A 17,272-nucleotide genomic window follows, 5' to 3' on the forward strand; every position below is an offset into this window, starting at 1 on the left:
CAGAATTCCTTACGCAGAGACAAACAGGCCGGTGATCTGGTAACCCATCAGGAGGAAACCGGCACTCATCATGGCGACGTTGGCGGTATAGGCATGGCGCCAGAAACTACCGGTGCGCCGCCAATACCCCATCAAAATGAGAATCGCGCTAAGGGCCAGCAATTGGCCGATCTCGACACCAACGTTGAAGGCGATCAGATTCGGAATCAGGCCATCAGGTGAGATCTCGTACTCCTGGATCTTCGTCGCCAGACCAAAACCGTGTAGCAAGCCGAAGATCAGCGTGGCCACTTTGGTGTTGGGTTGGAAACCAAACCAGCGCTGGAACGCGCCCAGGTTATCGAGCGCCTTGTACACCACCGAAAAACCGATGATGGCGTCGATGATGTAGGAGCTGATGCTGATCTCGGTCAGCACGCCAAGCAGCAGCGTGACCGAGTGGCCTACGGCGAATAGCGTGACGTAGAGCCCCACATCTTTCAGGCGGTAGAGGAAGAAGATCACCCCGAACAGAAACAGCAAGTGGTCGTAGCCCGTCATCATGTGCTTGGCGCCCATGTAGATGAAGGGCAGCAACATGACGCCGGAGCTTTCCTGGATAAAGCCCTTGTCACCTTCCGCGACGGCGTGAGCCATCGCCTCGGGCATCCCGAGGAAAAGGGTTGCGGCAAATAAAAACAGCAGCAGTAGCAGGCGACGCGAAGGCGCAGTAAATGCGTCAACGCCGCTCATCGAGTGCGAATGCATGAATAAATCCTACGTTGTAGTGATCGTGGGCCGCTTGCGCGGTCATGGTCAGGATGCGAACGAAGGACGGGGTGGCCGCTCAATCAAGAAAATCGGCGGACGGGGAACGGAATAGCGTGGCGCATCGACTCGCATAGAGAGCTTCGGCTGCGCAGCCAAACTCAACGCGGAGGTGAGCTGTGGCGTTTCGTGCTGATGGTCAGGGGTCAAAGGAGAGTGATAGTGATCCGAGCAGCTTGCACACGACATCTCGGCTTGCTGTTCATGGGAGTGATGGGCGTCTTGTGCAATCTCCCAAGCTGGCTGTTTCGACGTCACTGACAACGTATAGGTATGCCCGGCCCAGGCCACAAACATGGCGAGAACAAGGGCGACTACCACCGTTGATGTCAGTGTTCTGCTGAACATAGCGTTCGGTTTCAACTCGTTTTGTAGGGCTTTGAAGCGTTTGACCATATCCTCCTAGGGGGGATAGGATGCCAGCGTAATTCATTGAGGCCCGAGGCTCAAGTCATGAGTGAGCACGAACACGAACACAACCATCCCCATACCCACCAAAGTCATGAGGCGATCATCAAGCGCCTCAAGCGGGCGGACGGCCATTTACGCGGCATCATCACCATGATTGAAGAGGGGCGTCAGTGCGTGGACATCGCTCAGCAGCTGCATGCGGTCGAAAAAGCCGTATGTCAAGCGAAGCGCACGCTCATCCAGGATCACATTGATCACTGCCTGGAGGACACAGTCTCAGCCTTGAACAATGGCGAGCGCGCACCGTTGGAAGCCTTCAAACAAATCACCAAGTACCTCTAGGTCTGACATGCCCAACTTCGCCGAACTGCTGCAACAGGGCGGGACTCACGCCTGGCTGTATTTCCCGAGCGCTATCTTGCTCGGTGCCTTGCATGGCCTTGAGCCCGGACACTCGAAGACCATGATGGCCGCGTTCATCGTGGCCATTCGTGGTTCGGTTAAACAGGCCGTTTTGTTGGGGCTGGCCGCGACGCTGTCGCACACCGCCGTGGTGTGGTTGGTCGCCATCGGCGGCATGTACCTGGGCAAAGGTCTGGACGCTCAAACCACTGAGTCATACTTCCAGCTTGCGTCCTCTGCACTGATCATCGTAATTGCGCTCTGGATGCTGTGGCGTACCTGGCGCGGTGAGCAGATGTTCCAGTTCGAGCAAGGTGATGACCACCACCACGGTGAGCATGACCATGGCCATCATGATGAAACCCATCGAATCGATACCGGCCACGGGCGCATCGAACTGTCGATTTTTGAAGAAGGTATGCCACCGCATTGGCGCCTGAAAACATTGACCGGACACGCTTGGGCTACATCGGATGTTCGCCTAATGACGACTCGTCCGGACGGCAGCACTCAATCGTTCTCTTTCGTCGAGCGCGAAGGCTTTCTGGAGTCGGCAGTCGATATCCCGGAGCCTCATGAGTTCAGTGCTCGCTTGAGTCTGGGGCATGCGGGCCACTCCCATGATTACGATCTGGCGTTCCAGGAGCATGATCACGGGCACGCGCATTCCGAACTGGAAGGTCTGGAGTTGTCGATTGATGGCTATCAGGATGCGCATGAACGCGCACATGCCAACGATATCCGTAAGCGCTTCACCAATCGTGAGGTGACCACGGGCCAGATCGTCATGTTCGGTTTGACGGGCGGTTTGATTCCTTGTCCGGCGGCCATCACCGTTCTGTTGCTGTGTCTTCAGGTTAAAGAAGTCGCGCTGGGTGGCATGCTTGTCCTGTGCTTCAGCATTGGCTTGGCGATTACTTTGGTTGCTGTGGGATCTGCTGCGGCCATTGGTGCAAGACAAGCCTCCAATCGTTGGCCTTGGCTGGGCACCGTTGCTCGCCGCGCCCCTTACCTGTCCAGCGTATTGATCATCGGTGTCGGCCTGTACGTCGGCATCCATGGTTGGATCGGCTTGAGTGCACAAGGCGGCGTTTGAGTGCTCGAACTCACCAGCTATCTGGCCGCAGCACACTGGGGTGGACATGACTGACACTCATGCAGACCAGCACTCTTCGCTGAAGGGTCGAAGCAGTAGCCTTGATCTGATCAAGTGGCTGGCGATGCTGACCATGGTCATCGACCATTTGCGCTTGGTGTGGCCGGAGATGAGTAATCTGTTCATTCCGGGGCGGCTGTCTTTTCCATTGTTCTGCGTTGCCATTGCGGCCAATGTGGCGCGCTCCAGTCCCGGCGAATTGCTGACTGTCGCGAACGGTCGCTACCTCGCATTGATGCTTGTGTTCGCGGCTATCTCGGAAGTGCCTTATCGTTCTATCAGCACCTCGGGGTCATTCAACGTGCTGGTTACGCTCGCGTTGGGGTTGGTGATTGCTTGGGGATGGCAGCATCGCACCTGGTTGAGCGGAGCCATGGCGTTGATTGCCGCCGCAGCTGCCTACGTGCTGGATGATCCGTTGATGTATGGCTTCTACGGGGCATTCGTCCCTGCCGCGGTTTTGTTGGCAGTCAGGAGGCCTGGTGCTCTTTGGCTGCTGTCAGCGGTTCTGTGCCTGTTGAGCAACACCCGCAGCAGCATAGTGACCAGAGCGCTGGACCTGGACATCTATTCACTGCTGGCCTTGAGCAATGCTTTTGCCGCTCCCCTGATCGGACTCTGGCTGCTGCGTCAGACATTCACCTTCAAGGTCTGGCCGGTGCGGCAATGGGGCTACTGGTTCTATCCGGGTCATCTAGCTGCGCTGCAAGCTCTACGGTTCTTGGTCTGATGACAGAGAAGGACTTTTTCCAAAACACTAGACGAGACAGTCAGACGTTCTTTACTAGGATTTATCGATAGTGCACTAGAACGAAACAGGGCTACCCATGCACCATGTCCCAGTCTGCCTTGTATTGCTTGCTACGTTGGGCACTGCCCATGCAGGTTTCGATGAAGGCTTTTCGGCGTATCAGCGACGGGACTTCACAACCGCTTTGCGTGAGTGGCGACCTTTAGCTGAACGGGGGAGCGCCGCCGCTGCTTCTCAAAAAATTGTGATTGTGGCTCGCATCGAGGTGTATGGAAATTAGCGAAATTATGTCCGGAACATAAACTCGCAAATTTCGATACACATTCTGGTTGGGACGAACATTGCTCCGCCAGCGGAATAGCTCGTGAACATTAGCTGACCTGGCCTACGAGCCAAAAGGTCCTAGCGCCGGCGGGAACTGCTCATGTAATGCATTTTTCCTGCGTTGTGTGTGAGTACGGCACGGCACTGCAAACTGCAAATGAGCTTGATGCGAACTTCATTCCTGCTCACCAATCGGCTGGATGGCCGGCATACAGAGCGTTAGGCGGCTGCCCGCGTGTCTGGAGGTTAATTGTCGTGCGCGCTGGAGAGCAGCCCGCCCTTAACCGAATTGTTCGGCAAGCCCGACGATGATGCCCTTAGGGCTACAAATATAGACAAGTTGGTTCGATTTTTCGTACTGCATCTGGCCAGTGAGTTCTGCGCCACGGGCCTGTATCCGTGAAGCGACAGTGTCGATGTCATCGACGGCGAGCATGATGCGACGAAGACCCTAAGCGTTCACTGGTGCGTCCACGGGCCCGAACCCGACTGCGTTTGGCGTGTGGAATTTTTCCAGTTAAGTTTCCTGCCCATCGGGAGTCCGCAGGCATCGCTAGGGTGGCTCGGACGTCTCCAGGCCGAATGAGGCTCCCAACAGAAGGCTAACCGTGGTTTGGCCACGATAACTGACTGTAGAAATGCTACAGCGGACCTCAGAGCTGACCGTAATAACAGTGGGGACAAGCGAAAGATACCTTTATTTCCGCGTCTAAAATTTTATAAAATATGGTTATCTCATTTTTTGCAATCGGCGGACGTTTCCTGAGCAGCTGACGTTTTTCTGGAACAACCGTAGTTTGTAAAACCTTAACCAGAGACCACTGAACATGAGAATAGACCTTAAAGAATCTCAACCTAGCAAGGCTGCTGAGCTCCGTAGTAAAAAGCTTCGCGGGAACGTCGGGAAGGCCATTGTGGATTATTCAATGGTCGAAGATGGCGATAAGATAATGGTTTGCGTAAGCGGTGGGAAAGATTCATTTGTAATGTTAGATGCTCTGCTGCACTTGCAACGGGTGGCACAAATAAAGTTTAGAGTTGTAGCCGTGAATCTTGATCAGAAACAACCTGGCTTTCCAAGTCATATATTGCCTGATTATTTCAGGAGCAAAGGCATTGAGCACTATATAATTGACAAAGATACCTACTCTGTTGTGAAGGAAAAGGTTCCAGAAGGTAAAACAACTTGCTCGCTTTGCTCCAGGCTAAGAAGGGGTACGTTTTATAGTTTCGCAGAAGAAATTGGTGCTACTAAATTGGCTTTAGGTCATCATATGGATGATATGGTCGAAACGTTATTCCTTAATATGTTCTTCCAGGCGCAGTTGAAGGGAATGCCCCCTAAACTTCTCAGTGATGACAAGCGAAATATTGTTATCCGGCCGCTTGCATATTGTCGCGAGAAAGACATAGCAAAAATCGCTGCAGACAACGCATATCCCATCATTCCGTGTAACCTCTGCGGTTCACAAGAGAATCTACAAAGAAAAAAAATTAAATCTATGATTGCGGAGTGGGACTCAGCGAATCCTGGCTGTGTGGAAAACATCTTCCACAGCTTGCAAAGCGTGAATCCTTCACAGTTGGCTGATCGTAGCCTGTTTGAATTTGCAAGCTTATCCATCGACAGATCGGCAGCCCGGACACCGGACAAATTCGGAGGAGCAGCGGTCTCATCCTCCAGCGCAGAAAATTGGACGGATATCGTCCGGATTTTGTAAAGTTTCATCACCAATTTTGGAGGGGTGGATAAGTTTTTGAGGATCATGGGAGCGAAAATTTACGTTTTTTGCTTTTTTTGTAAAGACAAGTTTCTGTATATGCTCATTAAAATCAATAGCTTGTTTTGTTTTAGAGCGTTAGTGGGGGCATTTCGTGGGCTATAAGGCAAGGACAGCTACACCATGCTCGACGTGCTCTTGCACTTGCAGAAGGTCGCTCCGATCAAGTTCGAGATCGTGGCCGTGAACATGGACCAGAAACAACCAGGCTTTCCTGAGCACGTGCTGCCGGTCTACCTCAAAGAATTGGGCATCGAGTACCACATCGTCGAAAAAGACACCTACTCGGTGGTCAAGGAGCTGATCCCGGAAGGCAAGACCACCTGCTCGCTGTGCTCGCGCCTGCGTCGCGGCACGCTCTACACCTTTGCCGACGAAATCGGCGCGACCAAAATGGCCCTCGGTCATCACCGTGACGACATCGTCGAGACGTTCTTCCTCAACATGTTCTTCAACGGTTCACTCAAGGCCATGCCGCCCAAGCTGCGTGCCGACGACGGCCGCAACGTGGTGATTCGCCCGCTGGCCTACTGCAACGAAAAAGACATTCAGGCCTACGCGGACTTCAAGCAATTCCCGATCATCCCGTGCAACCTCTGCGGTTCCCAGGAAAACCTGCAACGTCAGGTGGTCAAGGACATGCTGCAAGAGTGGGAGCACAAAACCCCGGGCCGTACCGAAAGCATTTTCCGCAGCTTGCAGAACGTGCAACCGTCGCAACTGGCGGACCGCAACCTGTTCGACTTCACCAGCCTCAAGATCGACGCAACCGCCGCTTCGCGGTTCGTCAACGTGGTCAACCTCTAATCAGAAACTGTAGGAGTGAGACCGGCTTGCCGGCGATTGCGTCGTGTCAGTCGACATCAACGTTGAATGACACACCGCTATCGCGAGCAGGCTCACTCTACATTTGTTTTTTGTTTCAACCTCCAGGAGAGGGCATGCGCGATTACAAGTGGCTGCACGAATACTGTCTGAACCGCTTCGGTTCAGCGGCTGAACTGGAAGCCCATCTGCCCGTTCCCAAGACCCCGGCGCAATTGCGCAAGATCAGCGACGACCGCTACCTCTCGACCATGGCACTGCGCGTGTTCCGCGCCGGGCTCAAGCACAGCCTGGTGGACGCCAAGTGGCCGTCGTTCGAAGAAGTGTTCTTCAAGTTCGACCCGGAAAAGGTTGTGCTGATGAGCGCTGAACACCTTGAACGCCTGATGCAGGACGCGCGGATTATCCGCCATCTGGGCAAGCTCAAGAGCGTGCCGCGCAATGCGCAGTTCATCCTGGACGAGGCGCATGAGAGGGGCAGCTTCGGCGCGTTGATCGCCGATTGGCCAGTGACGGATATCGTCGGGTTGTGGACGTACCTGAAAAAGCGCGGCCATCAATTGGGCGGGTTGTCGGCGCCGCGCTTCTTGCGCATGGTCGGCAAGGACACGTTTGTGCCGAGTTACGACGTGGTGGCGGGGTTGAATGCGCAGAAGATTGTCGACAAGGTGCCAACCAGTCTACGGGACCTGGCGTTGGTGCAGGATGTGTTCAACCAGTGGCATGAACAGAGTGGCGGGCGGGCGATGAGCCAGATTTCGATGATGCTTGCGTACACAGTGAATCATTAACACCGAGTCGATCCCTTCGCGGGCAAGCCTCGCTCCTACAGGTACGGTGGTGCCGTTGTAGGAGCGAGGCTTGCCCGCGAAGGCGTCAGATCAGGCGACGGAAATCTCACCTTCGCCTGCAAGTTTGCGATTCAACTGAAACCGCCACCGCACATACAACAGCGCCGAACAGAACACCGCCAGGCTAGCGCCCATTTCCAGCAAGCCAAACAGCTGCCGGTTCGGGTCATACGCGGCCAGTGCGCCCTTGATGAAATACAGATTCACCACAAAACACATCCACGAGTGCCCACGTGCGCTACCGATGATCATCCCCGGCGCCAGCAACAGCAGTGGCACCAGTTCGATCAGCAAAATCACCCATGGCCGCGCGCCGTGCAGGTCGGCAAATACCAGGTAATAGGCGCACAGCAGCCCCACCAGCCCGAAAAAGCACAGCAGGCTGATCACCCGCATCGCCCGGACCCGTGGTTCGAGCCATTGGATCGAGGGCAGAATCTTCGGCTTTTTCGCCACGTCAGTTCCCCAGTTTTTGCGCAGTCTTCGCCAGACGCAGGCCCAACGCCCGGCACAGCGCGACTTCATGTTCATTCAAACCGCTTTTGCCATCCGCCCCGGCGTGATGACTCGCGCCATACGGCGTGCCGCCGCCACGGGTTTCCAGCAGGGCTGATTCACTGTAAGGCAGGCCGGTGATCAGCATGCCGTGGTGCAGCAGCGGCAACATCATCGACAGCAGCGTGGTTTCCTGACCGCCGTGCAGGCTCGCGGTGGAGGTGAACACCCCGGCCGGTTTGCCCACCAGGGCGCCCGTCAGCCAAAGATTGCTGGTGCCGTCGAGGAAGTACTTGAGCGGCGCCGCCATGTTGCCGAACCGGGTCGGGCTGCCCATGGCCAGGCCTGCGCAGTTCTTCAGGTCGTCGAGGCTGGCGTACAGCGCGCCTTCGTCGGGAATGTCCGGCGACACGGCTTCGCATTCGGTAGAGATCGGCGGGACCGTGCGCAGACGCGCTTCCATCCCGGCCTGCTCGACGCCTCGGGCAATCTGCCGGGCCATCTCATTGGTCGAACCGCTGCGGCTGTAATACAGAACCAGAATGTACGGCGCACTCACGGCAGCAACTCCAGCACGTTCTCCGGCGGACGGCCGATGATGGCTTTGTCGCCGACTTCGAGAATCGGTCGCTCCATGAGTTTCGGATTGGCGGCGATGGCAGCGATCAATTGCGCCTCGCTCAGACTGCTGTCGGCCAGATTGAGGGTTTTGTACTCATCCTCGCCGGTGCGCAGCAGTTGCCGGGCGCTGATGCCGAGCTTGGTCAGCAGGCTCTGGATTTGCGCGGCGTCCAGCGGGGTGTCCAGGTAGCGGACCACGGTCGGGGCCAGGCCACGGGCTTCCAGCAGTTCGAGCGCACCGCGGGATTTCGAGCAGCGCGGATTGTGATAAAGCGTCAGATCGGTCATGTGCGGGTCGCATCTTGCGTAAGGTGGCGGCTATTCTAACTGTGCAGCGCGCAATCCAGAACCTCGGGAGGCGATGGGTCGCAGGCGCATTCAATTTTGAACAAGGATTACGACATGACAAGACGACTGGCAGCGGCATTGGCGATCATGGGTACGTTGATGCTGGGGGGCTGTGGCAACGACTATGGCATCGACCAGAACGGCCACAAAGTCGCCGCCGAACGTCTGGACAAACAATGGGTGGTGCTCAACTACTGGGCCGAATGGTGTGGCCCGTGCCGTACCGAGATCCCGGAGTTGAATGCGCTGGCCGATCAGCTGAAGGACAAAAAAATCGGTGTGTTCGGGGTCAATTTCGACAATGTGCAGGGGGAAGAGCTGAAAAACGCCAGCGAGAAACTGGGGATCAAGTTCACCGTACTGGCGTCGGACCCGGCGGATCTTTTCGAGTTGCCACGCAGCGAGGCGTTGCCAGTGACGTACATCATCGATAACAAGGGCAAGGTGCGCGAGCAGTTGATGGGTGAGCAGACCGCGGCAGGGGTGATGGCCAAGCTGGAGGCGTTACAGGCGCTCAACTGACTGCGTATGGCTCTTGTTGTTAAGAAGCTTCTATGGTGAGGGGCTTTTGTGGCGAGGGGATTTATCCCCGTTGGGTTGCGCAGCGACCCCAAAAATGGGACCGCTGCGCAGTCCAACGGGGATAAATCCCCTCGCCACAAAAGCTCCTCGCCACAGGTATTCACTTGGCCAGAGGCCGGGGTTATCAACCCTCTTCAAGCCACCAACGCAACGGCTTGCCTTCCGCCGGCCAGAAGCGCATCTGCTCGATCGGCGAAACATCCCAGCGCTGCACATTTTCCAGGGCCTGCATGAAGCGTTTTTCCTGCTCCATCACGGCCGGCGGGCACATTTTGCGGGTGCTGCCGATCTTGCCGAAGCTCAGTTTGTCGCCTTCCAGCGTGTACGGCGCAAACCAGTGGTTGCAGCCGCCATTGCCGTAAGCCCGGCCGTCTTCACCAAGAGTAATGGTCAGGTGGCTGTAGTCCATCAACGGACGTTCGCCGATCCATTCCAGAATGTAGCTGCGGTTTTGTTGCAATTTCACCGGCTCGGCGGCGCAGCCCAGCAGGCTGGCACCGACCAGTGCGGTCAGGGCGAGGCGTTTCATCACGCGGGCTCCTGGCATTTCGGGCACAGGTGCTTCTCGCCAACGGTGGTCCAGCCCAACTCGGCAATCCGCGCGGTGGCGGCAGGCTTTTCAGCCTTGTTGCCCAGTTTGGCGTCGACTGCGAACTCGAAGCTCAACTCTTTGGCGCAGCTGTCGCAATTGACTTTCCAGGTGTGGATCGCCAATTCGCCGAACACCGGACCACTGGCCACCGCGACCCATTGGCCGGGCGGGTTGATCAGGTGGCGAACCGTTTCCACGGTCAGGCGCATGGACAAGTCCTTGGCACCCTTGAGGGTCACGACCAGCACGTCATTATTACGAATCGAGCCGCCGTTGCCGGTGACTTGATAACGCCCCGGCACAAGGGCGCGGCATTCGGTGAGGGTGTGTTGCGGGTTCATCAGGTTGTAGCGGAAATCGTGTTCGACCATGGGTCCTCCAAATATGCGCGGTATGCTATCACGGGCCTGCACGCAGCATGGCGTGGGCAGATGACCTTCGATCTGGTTCAAATCACCGGCCGACTCATGGCACACTGCCGCTTTTGCATCTCTAAGGAACGGACATGGCGTTAATCGAATGTTTTGAGTGCAAGCAAAGCATCAGCTCCATGGCGCCTGCTTGCATTCATTGCGGTGCACCGGCGGGAACGGTGCAAGCAACCACTTCGACGGCAGCGCCCGTGCAGGCGCCGCTTTCTTTCGGGCGTTTGCCAGAAGATGCGAAAGTCGCCAGGGTGATCCCGGCCGCGTTCGGACGTAAACGCAAAACCGAAGTTCCGGCCGAAACGGCGGCGCCGATGGCCGCCCCCAACGGCGTGCGTCCGGTGGAACTCTGGCTGAAGCTGATGATTTTCTTTCTGCCGCCGTTCTTTGTCTGGTTCCTGCTGCGTCGCGGGCATTCGCTGGGGCAACGCTTGTTGGGGTTCGGCTGGCTGGGGCTGATGATCCTCTTGTCCAAGGCCTGATCGAGTCAGCCCTCGACCCGATTCTGCGGTGTGCCGGCGGCCCAGGCGGCGATGTTCTGCAGGGTCGTCGTGGCAATCGCGTCCAAGGCTTCGCGGGTCAGGAAGGCCTGGTGCGCGGTGATGATCACGTTCGGAAAGGTCAGCAGCCGCGCCAGCACATCGTCCTGCAACGGCAGGTCGGACCGGTCCTCGAAGAACAGCTGCGCCTCTTCTTCATAGACATCCAGCCCCAGATAACCCAATTGGCCGTCCTTCAGCGCGTCGATCAGCGCCGGCGTGTCCACCAGACCACCACGCCCGGTGTTGATCAACATCGCGCCGGGCTGCATGTGCGCCAGTGACTCGCGGTTGATCAAATGTTTGCTCTGCTCGTTGAGTGGGCAGTGCAGGCTGATGATCTGCGACTCGGCGAGCAGCTCCGGCAAGCTCAGGTAACGAGCACCGAGGGCTTCGACTTGCGGATTAGGGTAGGGGTCATAAGCCAGCAACCGGCAGCCGAAACCGTTCATGATTTTCGCGAAGGTCGCGCCAATCTGCCCGGTGCCGACCACGCCGACAGTCTTGCCCACCAAGTCGAAACCGGTCAGGCCGTGCAGGCTGAAATCACCTTCGCGGGTGCGGTTGTAGGCGCGGTGCAGTCGCCGGTTGAGCGCGAGGATCAGCGCCACCGCGTGTTCGGCCACCGCGTGCGGCGAGTAGGCCGGGACCCGCACAATCGAGAGCCCCAACAGCTTCGCCGCCTCCAGGTCGACATGGTTGTAGCCGGCCGAGCGCAGGGCGATCAAGCGTGTGCCGCCCGCGGCCAGACGTTCCAGCACCGGGGCGCTCAGGTCATCATTGATGAACGCGCAGACCACCTCGTGATATTCCGCCAATGCCACGGTATCGAGGCTCAGCCGCGCCGATTGAAAGTGCAGCTCGATACCGGCGGGCAGCTCGGCGTCGAGAAAGCTGTCGCGGTCGTAGGTCTGGCTGCTGAAAAGAATCGTGCGCATAAGGTCCTCCTGGATAACTCGGTCACGATTACAGAATCCGGTGAGTTTAGCGGTTATGGTTTGGGCACCATTGCGCTGCATCAAGCGTTTATTCGGGCGTGGGCGGCCAGGCGATTGATCGCCCGGTCGAGTTCTTCCAGGGCGCCGGGGGCTTTCGGGTCCTGTTGCTTGAGCAGGGTTTCGCTGCGCTGGCAGGCGGCACGCAGTTGCGGGACGCCGCAATAGCGGGTCGCGCCGTGCAGGCGGTGGACGCGCTCGATCAGGGCGTTCTGGTCATTGATTTCCCGAGCCAGGCGAATCGCCTCGCGGTCGGCTTCCAGGGAGGCCAGCAACATCGCCAGCATGTCGGCTGCCAGATCGGCTTTGCCGGCGGCCAGGCGCAAGCCTTCGTCGTGGTCGAGCACCTGCAACTCATGTGCGCCGCCATGGCTGTCGCTGGAGCGCTCCGGCCCGTGATTGCGCAACGCCAGGCCGGTCCACTTCAACACCACCTGGGCCAGTTGCCGTTCGCTGATCGGTTTGGTCAGGTAGTCGTCCATGCCGCTTTGCAGCAGCGCGCGTTTTTCGTTGGCCATGGCGTGGGCGGTGAGGGCGACGATCGGCAGTGGCGTGCAATGCCGCTCGCTTTCCCACTGACGAATCGCCTCGGTGCTCTGACGCCCGTCCATGCCGGGCATTTGCACGTCCATCAACACCAGGTCAAAGGTCTCGCTTTGCACCGCTTTCACCGCCGCGTAACCGCTTTCGACCGCGAGCACCTTGGCGCCCATGTCTTCGAGCAGGGTTTGCACCAGCAACAGGTTGGCCGGGTTGTCGTCGACGCACAGCACCTTCGGCGCGCGGCTGGATACCGGTTCGCCGGGTTCGTTGCGCTGCTGGCGCGGGTTGACCAGATCGGACAATGCCCGGCGCAACTTGCGGGTGCAGGCCGGTTTGGCCTGAAGCTGGCTGTGTGGGTTGGGCACCGAAAGGTGGAACAGCGTCTGTTCGGTGGTCGGGCACAGCACCAACACTTTGCAGCCCAGGTGTTCGAGGTCCCAGATGTGCTGGTTGAGGCGCTCCGGTGGCATGTCGTTGCTGGTGATGCCGAGCACCGCCAGATCGATCGCCTGATCGGTCTGATGCGCGCCGGTTACGCCATTGGCCAGGCTTTCCAGGGTATTGAACGGCGTCACGACCAGGCCGCAATCTTCCAGTTGATGCTGCAAGGCCTGGCGCGCCAGTTCATGGTTTTCCAGCACCGCCACGCGGCGCCCGAGCAGCGGTGGGGCGGGAAGGTCTTCGGCATCGTCACGGGTCTTGGGCAGGCTGAGGCTGATCCAGAACTCCGAGCCTTCGCCCGGCGTGCTGTCGACGCCGATCTCGCCACCCATCTGCTCGATCAGCCGCTTGGAAATCACCAGCCCCAAACCGGTGCCGCCGGGCTGGCGGGACAGCGAATTGTCGGCCTGGCTGAACGCCTGGAACAGGGCGCGCACGTCCTGGTTCGACAGGCCGATGCCGGTGTCCTGAATGCTGATACGCAGTTGCACGCTGTCTTCGTGTTCTTCTTCAAGCATGGCCCGGGCGACGATGGTGCCTTCGCGGGTGAACTTGATCGCGTTGCTCACCAGGTTCGTGAGGATCTGCTTGAGTCGCAGCGGATCGCCCACCAGCGACAAAGGTGTGTCGCGATAAACCAGGCTCACCAGCTCAAGCTGTTTGGCATGGGCGGCCGGGGCGAGGATGGTCAGCGTGTCCTGCAACAGGTCGCGCAGGTTGAACGGAATATTGTCGAGCACCAGTTTGCCGGCCTCGATTTTCGAGAAGTCGAGGATCTCGTTGATGATCCCCAGCAGGCTGTCGGCAGACTTTTCGATGGTGCCCAGATAGTCGAGCTGTCGCGGGGTCAGCTCGCTTTTTTGCAACAGATGAGTGAAGCCGAGAATACCGTTGAGCGGCGTGCGGATTTCATGGCTCATGTTGGCCAGGAACTCGGATTTGATCCGGCTCGCTTCCAGGGCTTCCTTGCGCGCCAGGTCCAGCTCGATGTTCTGGATCTCGATGGTTTCCAGGTTCTGGCGCACGTCTTCGGTGGCCTGGTCGACGCTGTGCTGCAATTCTTCCTGAGCGTTTTGCAACGTGCCGGCCATGCGGTTGATGCCCGACGCCAGCTCATCCAGCTCCTGACTGCCAAGGGGGGGCAGGCGGGTTTCCAGATGACCGTCCTTGAGTTGCGCCACCGCCAGTTTGATCTGGCTGATCGGTCGATTGATCGTACGGCCCATCCGCAAGGCGAGCAACGCCGCACCGGCCAGGCCCGCGCCAATCAGCAGCAGGCTGGCGAACAGGCTGCGGTAACCGCGCAGCAACATGCCGCTGTGGGACAGTTCGAGCTCGACCCAGCCCAGCAGGCGCTCGGCTTCATCAGGTATCAGGTCACCGGCCAGGTTGCGGTGCTTGCCGAACACCGGCAGCAGATAACGCGTCGCATCGTTGCCACTGCGGCGCAGCATCTGCGAGCCATTGCCCATCGGTGCCGGGTTGAGCATGGTCGGGCCGGCGTGGGCCACGGGCGTGCGGTCGGGGGCGAGGAAGGTCACGGCGCGCACGTCTGGTGTTTCCAGCGACTGAGTGGCGATGCGCTCCAGCAACTCATTGTCTTTGTGACCCATGGCCGGGGCCACCAAGGGCGCGAGCTGTTCGGCGATCATCTCGCCGCGCTGCATCAGTTGGGTTTGCAGGTCGGATTGCTGCGTCCAGGTAAAATAGCCGCCCAGGACCGCCGCCATCAGAGTGGTCGGCAACAGGGTCAGCAACAGCACGCGGCCTTTAATTCCCAGTTTCTTGAGCACGCATCTCTCCTGCATCCAGCTATTGATTGACCTGCGCGTGCGTCCGGCACGTGCCACCGGGCCAGTGTAGCGATTTGCAGGCAGGCAATCTTCGTAAAATTGATGTCGTCATTCGTCGGATGGATCGCCGCTTTTGCGCCACGGGCAAACCTTGGGTTGCCCATCGTCAGGCAATCTTGAATAATCGCCAACTGAGAATTATTTGCAGATACTCATGACTCCCATTTCTGTTGGCCATCCCCGAATCCTCTCCATCGAAGACGACCTCGTCCTCGGTGCTTATGTGCACGAGCATTTGGGCCGTTGTGGTTTTCAGGTGACCTGGTGCCAGAACGGGCAGGAAGGCCTGGACATTGCTCGTCAGCAGTCCTTCGATGTGGTGCTGATGGATATTTTGCTGCCCGGGTTGAATGGGCTGAACGTGCTGACGCAGTTGCGCCAGAGCCATTCCACCCCGGTGGTGCTGATGTCAGCGCTGGGCGCCGAGGCAGATCGCATCAGCGGTTTTCGCCTGGGGGCCGATGATTACCTGCCAAAACCCTTCAGCATGGCCGAGTTGCGCGTGCGCATCGAAGCGATCCTGCGCCGGGTGGCGCTTGACCGTCGGCCAGAGCCGGCAGCAGTGGCGTCCCCCATCGATAGCCTGCGTTTCGATGATGAGGTCTGTGAGGTTTTCTATGGCGAACACGCCGCCGGCCTGACCCGCAGCGAGTATCGACTGCTGGACACACTGAATCGCAATGGCGATGAAGTGCTGAGCAAAGCCTTCCTTTATCAGCACGTGCTGCAACGCGGTTTCGCCCCCCATGACCGCAGCCTCGATATGCACATCAGCCAGATCCGTCGCAAACTCAAAGGCATCGGCTACACCGAACGGGAAGTGCGTACGGTCTGGGGCAAGGGTTACGTATTGAGTGCTGGCGATGAAATGGTCTGACCTGCCGGGCCGGCACTCGCTGTTCTGGAAACTGGCGTGTTTGCTGGTGGCGTTCTGTCTGCTGATGATCTGGCTGAGCTGGTCCTGGGGCCGCTACATGGAGGAACGAAACCAGTTCCTGTCGGATCAGGCCCGACGCACGCTGGTGGGGTATGCCGCCGAGGCCGAACAGGCGTGGCGTCAGGGCCATAGCGAGGGTATCGATGCCTGGCTGCAAGGTATGAAACAGCGCGAGACAGGCTGGGTTGGCGTCATCGGCGGTGATTTACAGTCGTTGAGCAGCCTGCCGCTGACGGACAAGGAAATCGAACACCTGACTTTTCTGCGCGGCCTGGATTGGCCTATTCACAAGAAACGTCTGCCGTGGCTGCGCGTGCCGTTCCCCGGTGATTCCTACGCCGGCAATCTGGTTATCGAGCTTCCAGAGCGCTTCATGCCCGGACAATACCGGGTGTTCTGGCGCGTGATCACCAACGGCATCATCCCGGGACTGTTCACGCTGTTGCTGTGCGTCGGTCTGTATCGGCTGTTGGTCGTGCCGCTGAACAGCCTGCGCGAACAAGCCAACGCCTGGCGTGCCGACCAGTTGAGCGTGCGAGTGTCGAGCAGCACCACCAACCGGTCGGATGAACTCGGTGAACTGGGTCGGGCGTTCGATCACATGGCCGAGCGACTGCAAAGCACCGTGGCCCTGCAACAGCAATTGCTGCGCGATTTGTCCCATGAACTGCGTACACCGCTTAGCCGTCTGCGGGTTGCCAGCGAAAGCGAGCAAGGGCTGGCGCAGTTGCGCGAGCGCATTGGTCGAGAAGTCGATGGCATGCAGCGGCTGGTAGAAGACACGCTGCAACTGGCCTGGCTCGACACCGAGCGCGGGCCGTTACCCGACGAAGCGATTCAGGTCCAGGCGCTGTGGGAAATGCTCACGGAAAACGCCTGCTATGAAAGTGGCTGGCCGGCGAGTCAGTTGCAGTGTGCGGTGGATTCGTCGTGCTGGGTGCGGGGCAATCTCAACACCTTGGCGCAGGCGCTGGAAAACATTCTGCGCAATGCCATTCGTCATTCCCCAAGTGGCGGTATCGTACGGCTCGGTGGTCAGCGCGATGGCGACTTCTGGCATTTGTGGCTGGAAGAAGAGGGCGGCGGGGTGGCTGAAGCGGATCTTGAGCGGATCTTTTGTCCATTCATTCGGCTCGATGGATCACGGCCGGGAAATGGCGGGTTCGGGTTGGGGTTGAGCATTGCGCGGAATGCGGTGAAGCGTCAGGGCGGGAGTCTTTGGGCGCAGAATACCGGGTTGGGGTTGCGGTTGAATATGAGGCTGGTGGCTGAGATTGATGGCGTCTTCAAAGACGCTATCGCGAGCAGGCTCACTCCCACAGTGGATGTGTGTCGACCAAAAATCGTCTGATCAACCCCGGTCCCTGTGGGAGTGAGCCTGCTCGCGATAAGGCCCATCGCGTCACCATCACGAAAAAGTCTCACCGCTGGTGACGCTATTGTCTTGGTCCCAAAACCGTCAGAGAAAGTCGCACCACTGGTGCGACAATTGTCCTGGTCGCACAGCTTGATCATTTTTCAGCCAGAGTAACCGCTCGGAAGACCGCGAGTTCTACCTGCGTATGTGCAGGAATTGCGTAAAAAACGCGAGAT

At 58.3% G+C, this 17,272-nt stretch carries 18 protein-coding genes and 2 pseudogenes; 11 read left to right on the top strand and 9 right to left on the bottom strand.

All coding sequences use genetic code 11. From position 1 onward, the window contains the following. Nucleotides 1-9: 9 nt before the first annotated feature. Both EYC95_RS10800 and EYC95_RS10805 read right to left on the bottom strand, forming a co-directional pair. Nucleotides 10-747 carry a HupE/UreJ family protein gene (locus EYC95_RS10800; RefSeq protein WP_131060331.1) on the bottom strand — a complete coding sequence of 246 codons (738 nt, stop codon included), beginning with the start codon at nt 745-747 and terminating at the stop codon, nt 10-12. A 48-nt stretch (nt 748-795) separates the two neighbouring features. Continuing rightward, the gene (locus tag EYC95_RS10805; RefSeq protein ID WP_256656945.1) at nt 796-1,203 is read right to left on the bottom strand and encodes a hypothetical protein; all 408 of its coding nucleotides are present in this window, start codon (nt 1,201-1,203) and stop codon (nt 796-798) included. Between the two features lie 57 nt (nt 1,204-1,260). On the opposite strand from EYC95_RS10805, the gene EYC95_RS10810 reads away from it, so the two are divergent. The 6 genes and pseudogenes from EYC95_RS10810 to EYC95_RS10840 all read left to right on the top strand — a co-directional run bounded on the left by EYC95_RS10810 (nt 1,261) and on the right by EYC95_RS10840 (nt 7,248). Continuing rightward, the gene (locus EYC95_RS10810; RefSeq protein ID WP_057387496.1) at nt 1,261-1,560 is read left to right on the top strand and encodes a metal-sensing transcriptional repressor; all 300 of its coding nucleotides are present in this window, start codon (nt 1,261-1,263) and stop codon (nt 1,558-1,560) included. 7 nt (nt 1,561-1,567) lie between these two features. Then, entirely contained in the window at nt 1,568-2,716 is a 1,149-nt protein-coding gene (locus EYC95_RS10815) for a nickel/cobalt efflux protein RcnA (RefSeq protein ID WP_131060332.1), read from the top strand. A 46-nt stretch (nt 2,717-2,762) separates the two neighbouring features. Next, nucleotides 2,763-3,506 carry a TraX family protein gene (locus EYC95_RS10820; RefSeq protein ID WP_131060333.1) on the top strand — a complete coding sequence of 248 codons (744 nt, stop codon included), beginning with the start codon at nt 2,763-2,765 and terminating at the stop codon, nt 3,504-3,506. 1,172 nt (nt 3,507-4,678) lie between these two features. Beyond that, complete coding sequence (gene ttcA, locus EYC95_RS10830; RefSeq protein WP_131060334.1) at nt 4,679-5,572, top strand: tRNA 2-thiocytidine(32) synthetase TtcA; 894 nt, start codon at nt 4,679-4,681, stop codon at nt 5,570-5,572. A 165-nt stretch (nt 5,573-5,737) separates the two neighbouring features. Next, nucleotides 5,738-6,439 (top strand): annotated as a pseudogene (gene ttcA, locus EYC95_RS10835) (tRNA 2-thiocytidine(32) synthetase TtcA); the annotation flags it as partial. Nucleotides 6,440-6,573: 134 nt separating this feature from the next. Beyond that, nucleotides 6,574-7,248, top strand: coding sequence for a DNA-3-methyladenine glycosylase I (locus tag EYC95_RS10840; protein WP_131060335.1), 675 nt, complete (start codon nt 6,574-6,576; stop codon nt 7,246-7,248). Between the two features lie 90 nt (nt 7,249-7,338). Here the strand turns inward: EYC95_RS10840 and EYC95_RS10845 are convergent, their stop codons facing one another. From EYC95_RS10845 to arsC, 3 genes are read right to left on the bottom strand one after another with little or no spacing between them, the layout of a single operon-like run. Continuing rightward, nucleotides 7,339-7,764: a DUF2069 domain-containing protein gene (locus EYC95_RS10845; protein ID WP_131060336.1), complete on the bottom strand. Its 426-nt coding sequence runs from the start codon at nt 7,762-7,764 to the stop codon at nt 7,339-7,341. A 1-nt stretch (nt 7,765) separates the two neighbouring features. After that, nucleotides 7,766-8,362 carry an NAD(P)H:quinone oxidoreductase gene (gene wrbA / locus EYC95_RS10850; protein WP_109633953.1) on the bottom strand — a complete coding sequence of 199 codons (597 nt, stop codon included), beginning with the start codon at nt 8,360-8,362 and terminating at the stop codon, nt 7,766-7,768. Then, nucleotides 8,359-8,712 (bottom strand): arsenate reductase (glutaredoxin), encoded by a 354-nt coding sequence (gene arsC / locus EYC95_RS10855; protein WP_131060337.1) that lies wholly within the window; start codon nt 8,710-8,712, stop codon nt 8,359-8,361. Before arsC ends, wrbA begins: the two co-directional genes overlap by 4 nt. 114 nt (nt 8,713-8,826) lie before the next feature. Here arsC and EYC95_RS10860 point away from each other — a divergent pair, with 114 nt between their 5' ends. Next, on the top strand, nt 8,827-9,294 hold the full coding sequence (locus EYC95_RS10860; RefSeq protein WP_131060338.1) for a TlpA disulfide reductase family protein: 468 nt from the start codon (nt 8,827-8,829) through the stop codon (nt 9,292-9,294). Between the two features lie 184 nt (nt 9,295-9,478). Here the strand turns inward: EYC95_RS10860 and EYC95_RS10865 are convergent, their stop codons facing one another. After that, a complete protein-coding gene (locus EYC95_RS10865) occupies nt 9,479-9,883 on the bottom strand; it encodes an META domain-containing protein (RefSeq protein WP_131060339.1) in 405 nt (134 codons plus the stop codon). Next, a complete protein-coding gene (locus EYC95_RS10870) occupies nt 9,883-10,317 on the bottom strand; it encodes a hypothetical protein (RefSeq protein WP_131060340.1) in 435 nt (144 codons plus the stop codon). The genes EYC95_RS10865 and EYC95_RS10870 overlap by 1 nt, the downstream gene beginning before the upstream one ends. Before the next feature lie 134 nt (nt 10,318-10,451). Here EYC95_RS10870 and EYC95_RS10875 point away from each other — a divergent pair, with 134 nt between their 5' ends. Beyond that, a complete protein-coding gene (locus EYC95_RS10875; RefSeq protein ID WP_131060341.1) occupies nt 10,452-10,853 on the top strand; it encodes a hypothetical protein in 402 nt (133 codons plus the stop codon). A gap of 5 nt (nt 10,854-10,858) precedes the next feature. Here EYC95_RS10875 and EYC95_RS10880 read toward each other — a convergent pair whose 3' ends face one another. Both EYC95_RS10880 and EYC95_RS10885 read right to left on the bottom strand, forming a co-directional pair. Continuing rightward, nucleotides 10,859-11,848, bottom strand: coding sequence for a 2-hydroxyacid dehydrogenase (locus EYC95_RS10880; protein WP_131060342.1), 990 nt, complete (start codon nt 11,846-11,848; stop codon nt 10,859-10,861). Between the two features lie 80 nt (nt 11,849-11,928). Then, nucleotides 11,929-14,682 carry a response regulator gene (locus EYC95_RS10885; RefSeq protein WP_131060343.1) on the bottom strand — a complete coding sequence of 918 codons (2,754 nt, stop codon included), beginning with the start codon at nt 14,680-14,682 and terminating at the stop codon, nt 11,929-11,931. 214 nt (nt 14,683-14,896) lie between these two features. On the opposite strand from EYC95_RS10885, the gene EYC95_RS10890 reads away from it, so the two are divergent. The 3 genes and pseudogenes from EYC95_RS10890 to EYC95_RS10900 form a co-directional block, all read left to right on the top strand. Beyond that, nucleotides 14,897-15,619 (top strand): response regulator transcription factor, encoded by a 723-nt coding sequence (locus EYC95_RS10890; protein ID WP_131060344.1) that lies wholly within the window; start codon nt 14,897-14,899, stop codon nt 15,617-15,619. Next, nucleotides 15,606-17,030, top strand: coding sequence for a sensor histidine kinase (locus tag EYC95_RS10895; RefSeq protein WP_131060345.1), 1,425 nt, complete (start codon nt 15,606-15,608; stop codon nt 17,028-17,030). The genes EYC95_RS10890 and EYC95_RS10895 overlap by 14 nt, the downstream gene beginning before the upstream one ends. A gap of 111 nt (nt 17,031-17,141) precedes the next feature. Then, nucleotides 17,142-17,244: pseudogene (locus EYC95_RS10900) on the top strand (DUF1016 domain-containing protein); the annotation flags it as partial. Nucleotides 17,245-17,272: the final 28 nt, after the last annotated feature.

Source organism: Pseudomonas sp. BGI-2, from assembly GCF_004310295.1.
In the GTDB taxonomy this organism is placed as follows: Bacteria; Pseudomonadota; Gammaproteobacteria; order Pseudomonadales; family Pseudomonadaceae; genus Aquipseudomonas.

What these genes read in the sequence shown, in the direction of transcription:
- EYC95_RS10800 (WP_131060331.1), bottom strand. Translation starts at nt 747, where the DNA reads ATGCATTCGCACTCGATGAGCGGCGTTGACGCATTTACTGCGCCTTCG.
- EYC95_RS10805 (WP_256656945.1), bottom strand. Translation starts at nt 1,203, where the DNA reads ATGGTCAAACGCTTCAAAGCCCTACAAAACGAGTTGAAACCGAACGCT.
- EYC95_RS10810 (WP_057387496.1), top strand. Translation starts at nt 1,261, where the DNA reads ATGAGTGAGCACGAACACGAACACAACCATCCCCATACCCACCAAAGT.
- EYC95_RS10815 (WP_131060332.1), top strand. Translation starts at nt 1,568, where the DNA reads ATGCCCAACTTCGCCGAACTGCTGCAACAGGGCGGGACTCACGCCTGG.
- EYC95_RS10820 (WP_131060333.1), top strand. Translation starts at nt 2,763, where the DNA reads ATGACTGACACTCATGCAGACCAGCACTCTTCGCTGAAGGGTCGAAGC.
- ttcA (WP_131060334.1), top strand. Translation starts at nt 4,679, where the DNA reads ATGAGAATAGACCTTAAAGAATCTCAACCTAGCAAGGCTGCTGAGCTC.
- EYC95_RS10840 (WP_131060335.1), top strand. Translation starts at nt 6,574, where the DNA reads ATGCGCGATTACAAGTGGCTGCACGAATACTGTCTGAACCGCTTCGGT.
- arsC (WP_131060337.1), bottom strand. Translation starts at nt 8,712, where the DNA reads ATGACCGATCTGACGCTTTATCACAATCCGCGCTGCTCGAAATCCCGC.
- EYC95_RS10860 (WP_131060338.1), top strand. Translation starts at nt 8,827, where the DNA reads ATGACAAGACGACTGGCAGCGGCATTGGCGATCATGGGTACGTTGATG.
- EYC95_RS10865 (WP_131060339.1), bottom strand. Translation starts at nt 9,883, where the DNA reads ATGAAACGCCTCGCCCTGACCGCACTGGTCGGTGCCAGCCTGCTGGGC.
- EYC95_RS10870 (WP_131060340.1), bottom strand. Translation starts at nt 10,317, where the DNA reads ATGGTCGAACACGATTTCCGCTACAACCTGATGAACCCGCAACACACC.
- EYC95_RS10875 (WP_131060341.1), top strand. Translation starts at nt 10,452, where the DNA reads ATGGCGTTAATCGAATGTTTTGAGTGCAAGCAAAGCATCAGCTCCATG.
- EYC95_RS10880 (WP_131060342.1), bottom strand. Translation starts at nt 11,848, where the DNA reads ATGCGCACGATTCTTTTCAGCAGCCAGACCTACGACCGCGACAGCTTT.
- EYC95_RS10890 (WP_131060344.1), top strand. Translation starts at nt 14,897, where the DNA reads ATGACTCCCATTTCTGTTGGCCATCCCCGAATCCTCTCCATCGAAGAC.
- EYC95_RS10895 (WP_131060345.1), top strand. Translation starts at nt 15,606, where the DNA reads ATGAAATGGTCTGACCTGCCGGGCCGGCACTCGCTGTTCTGGAAACTG.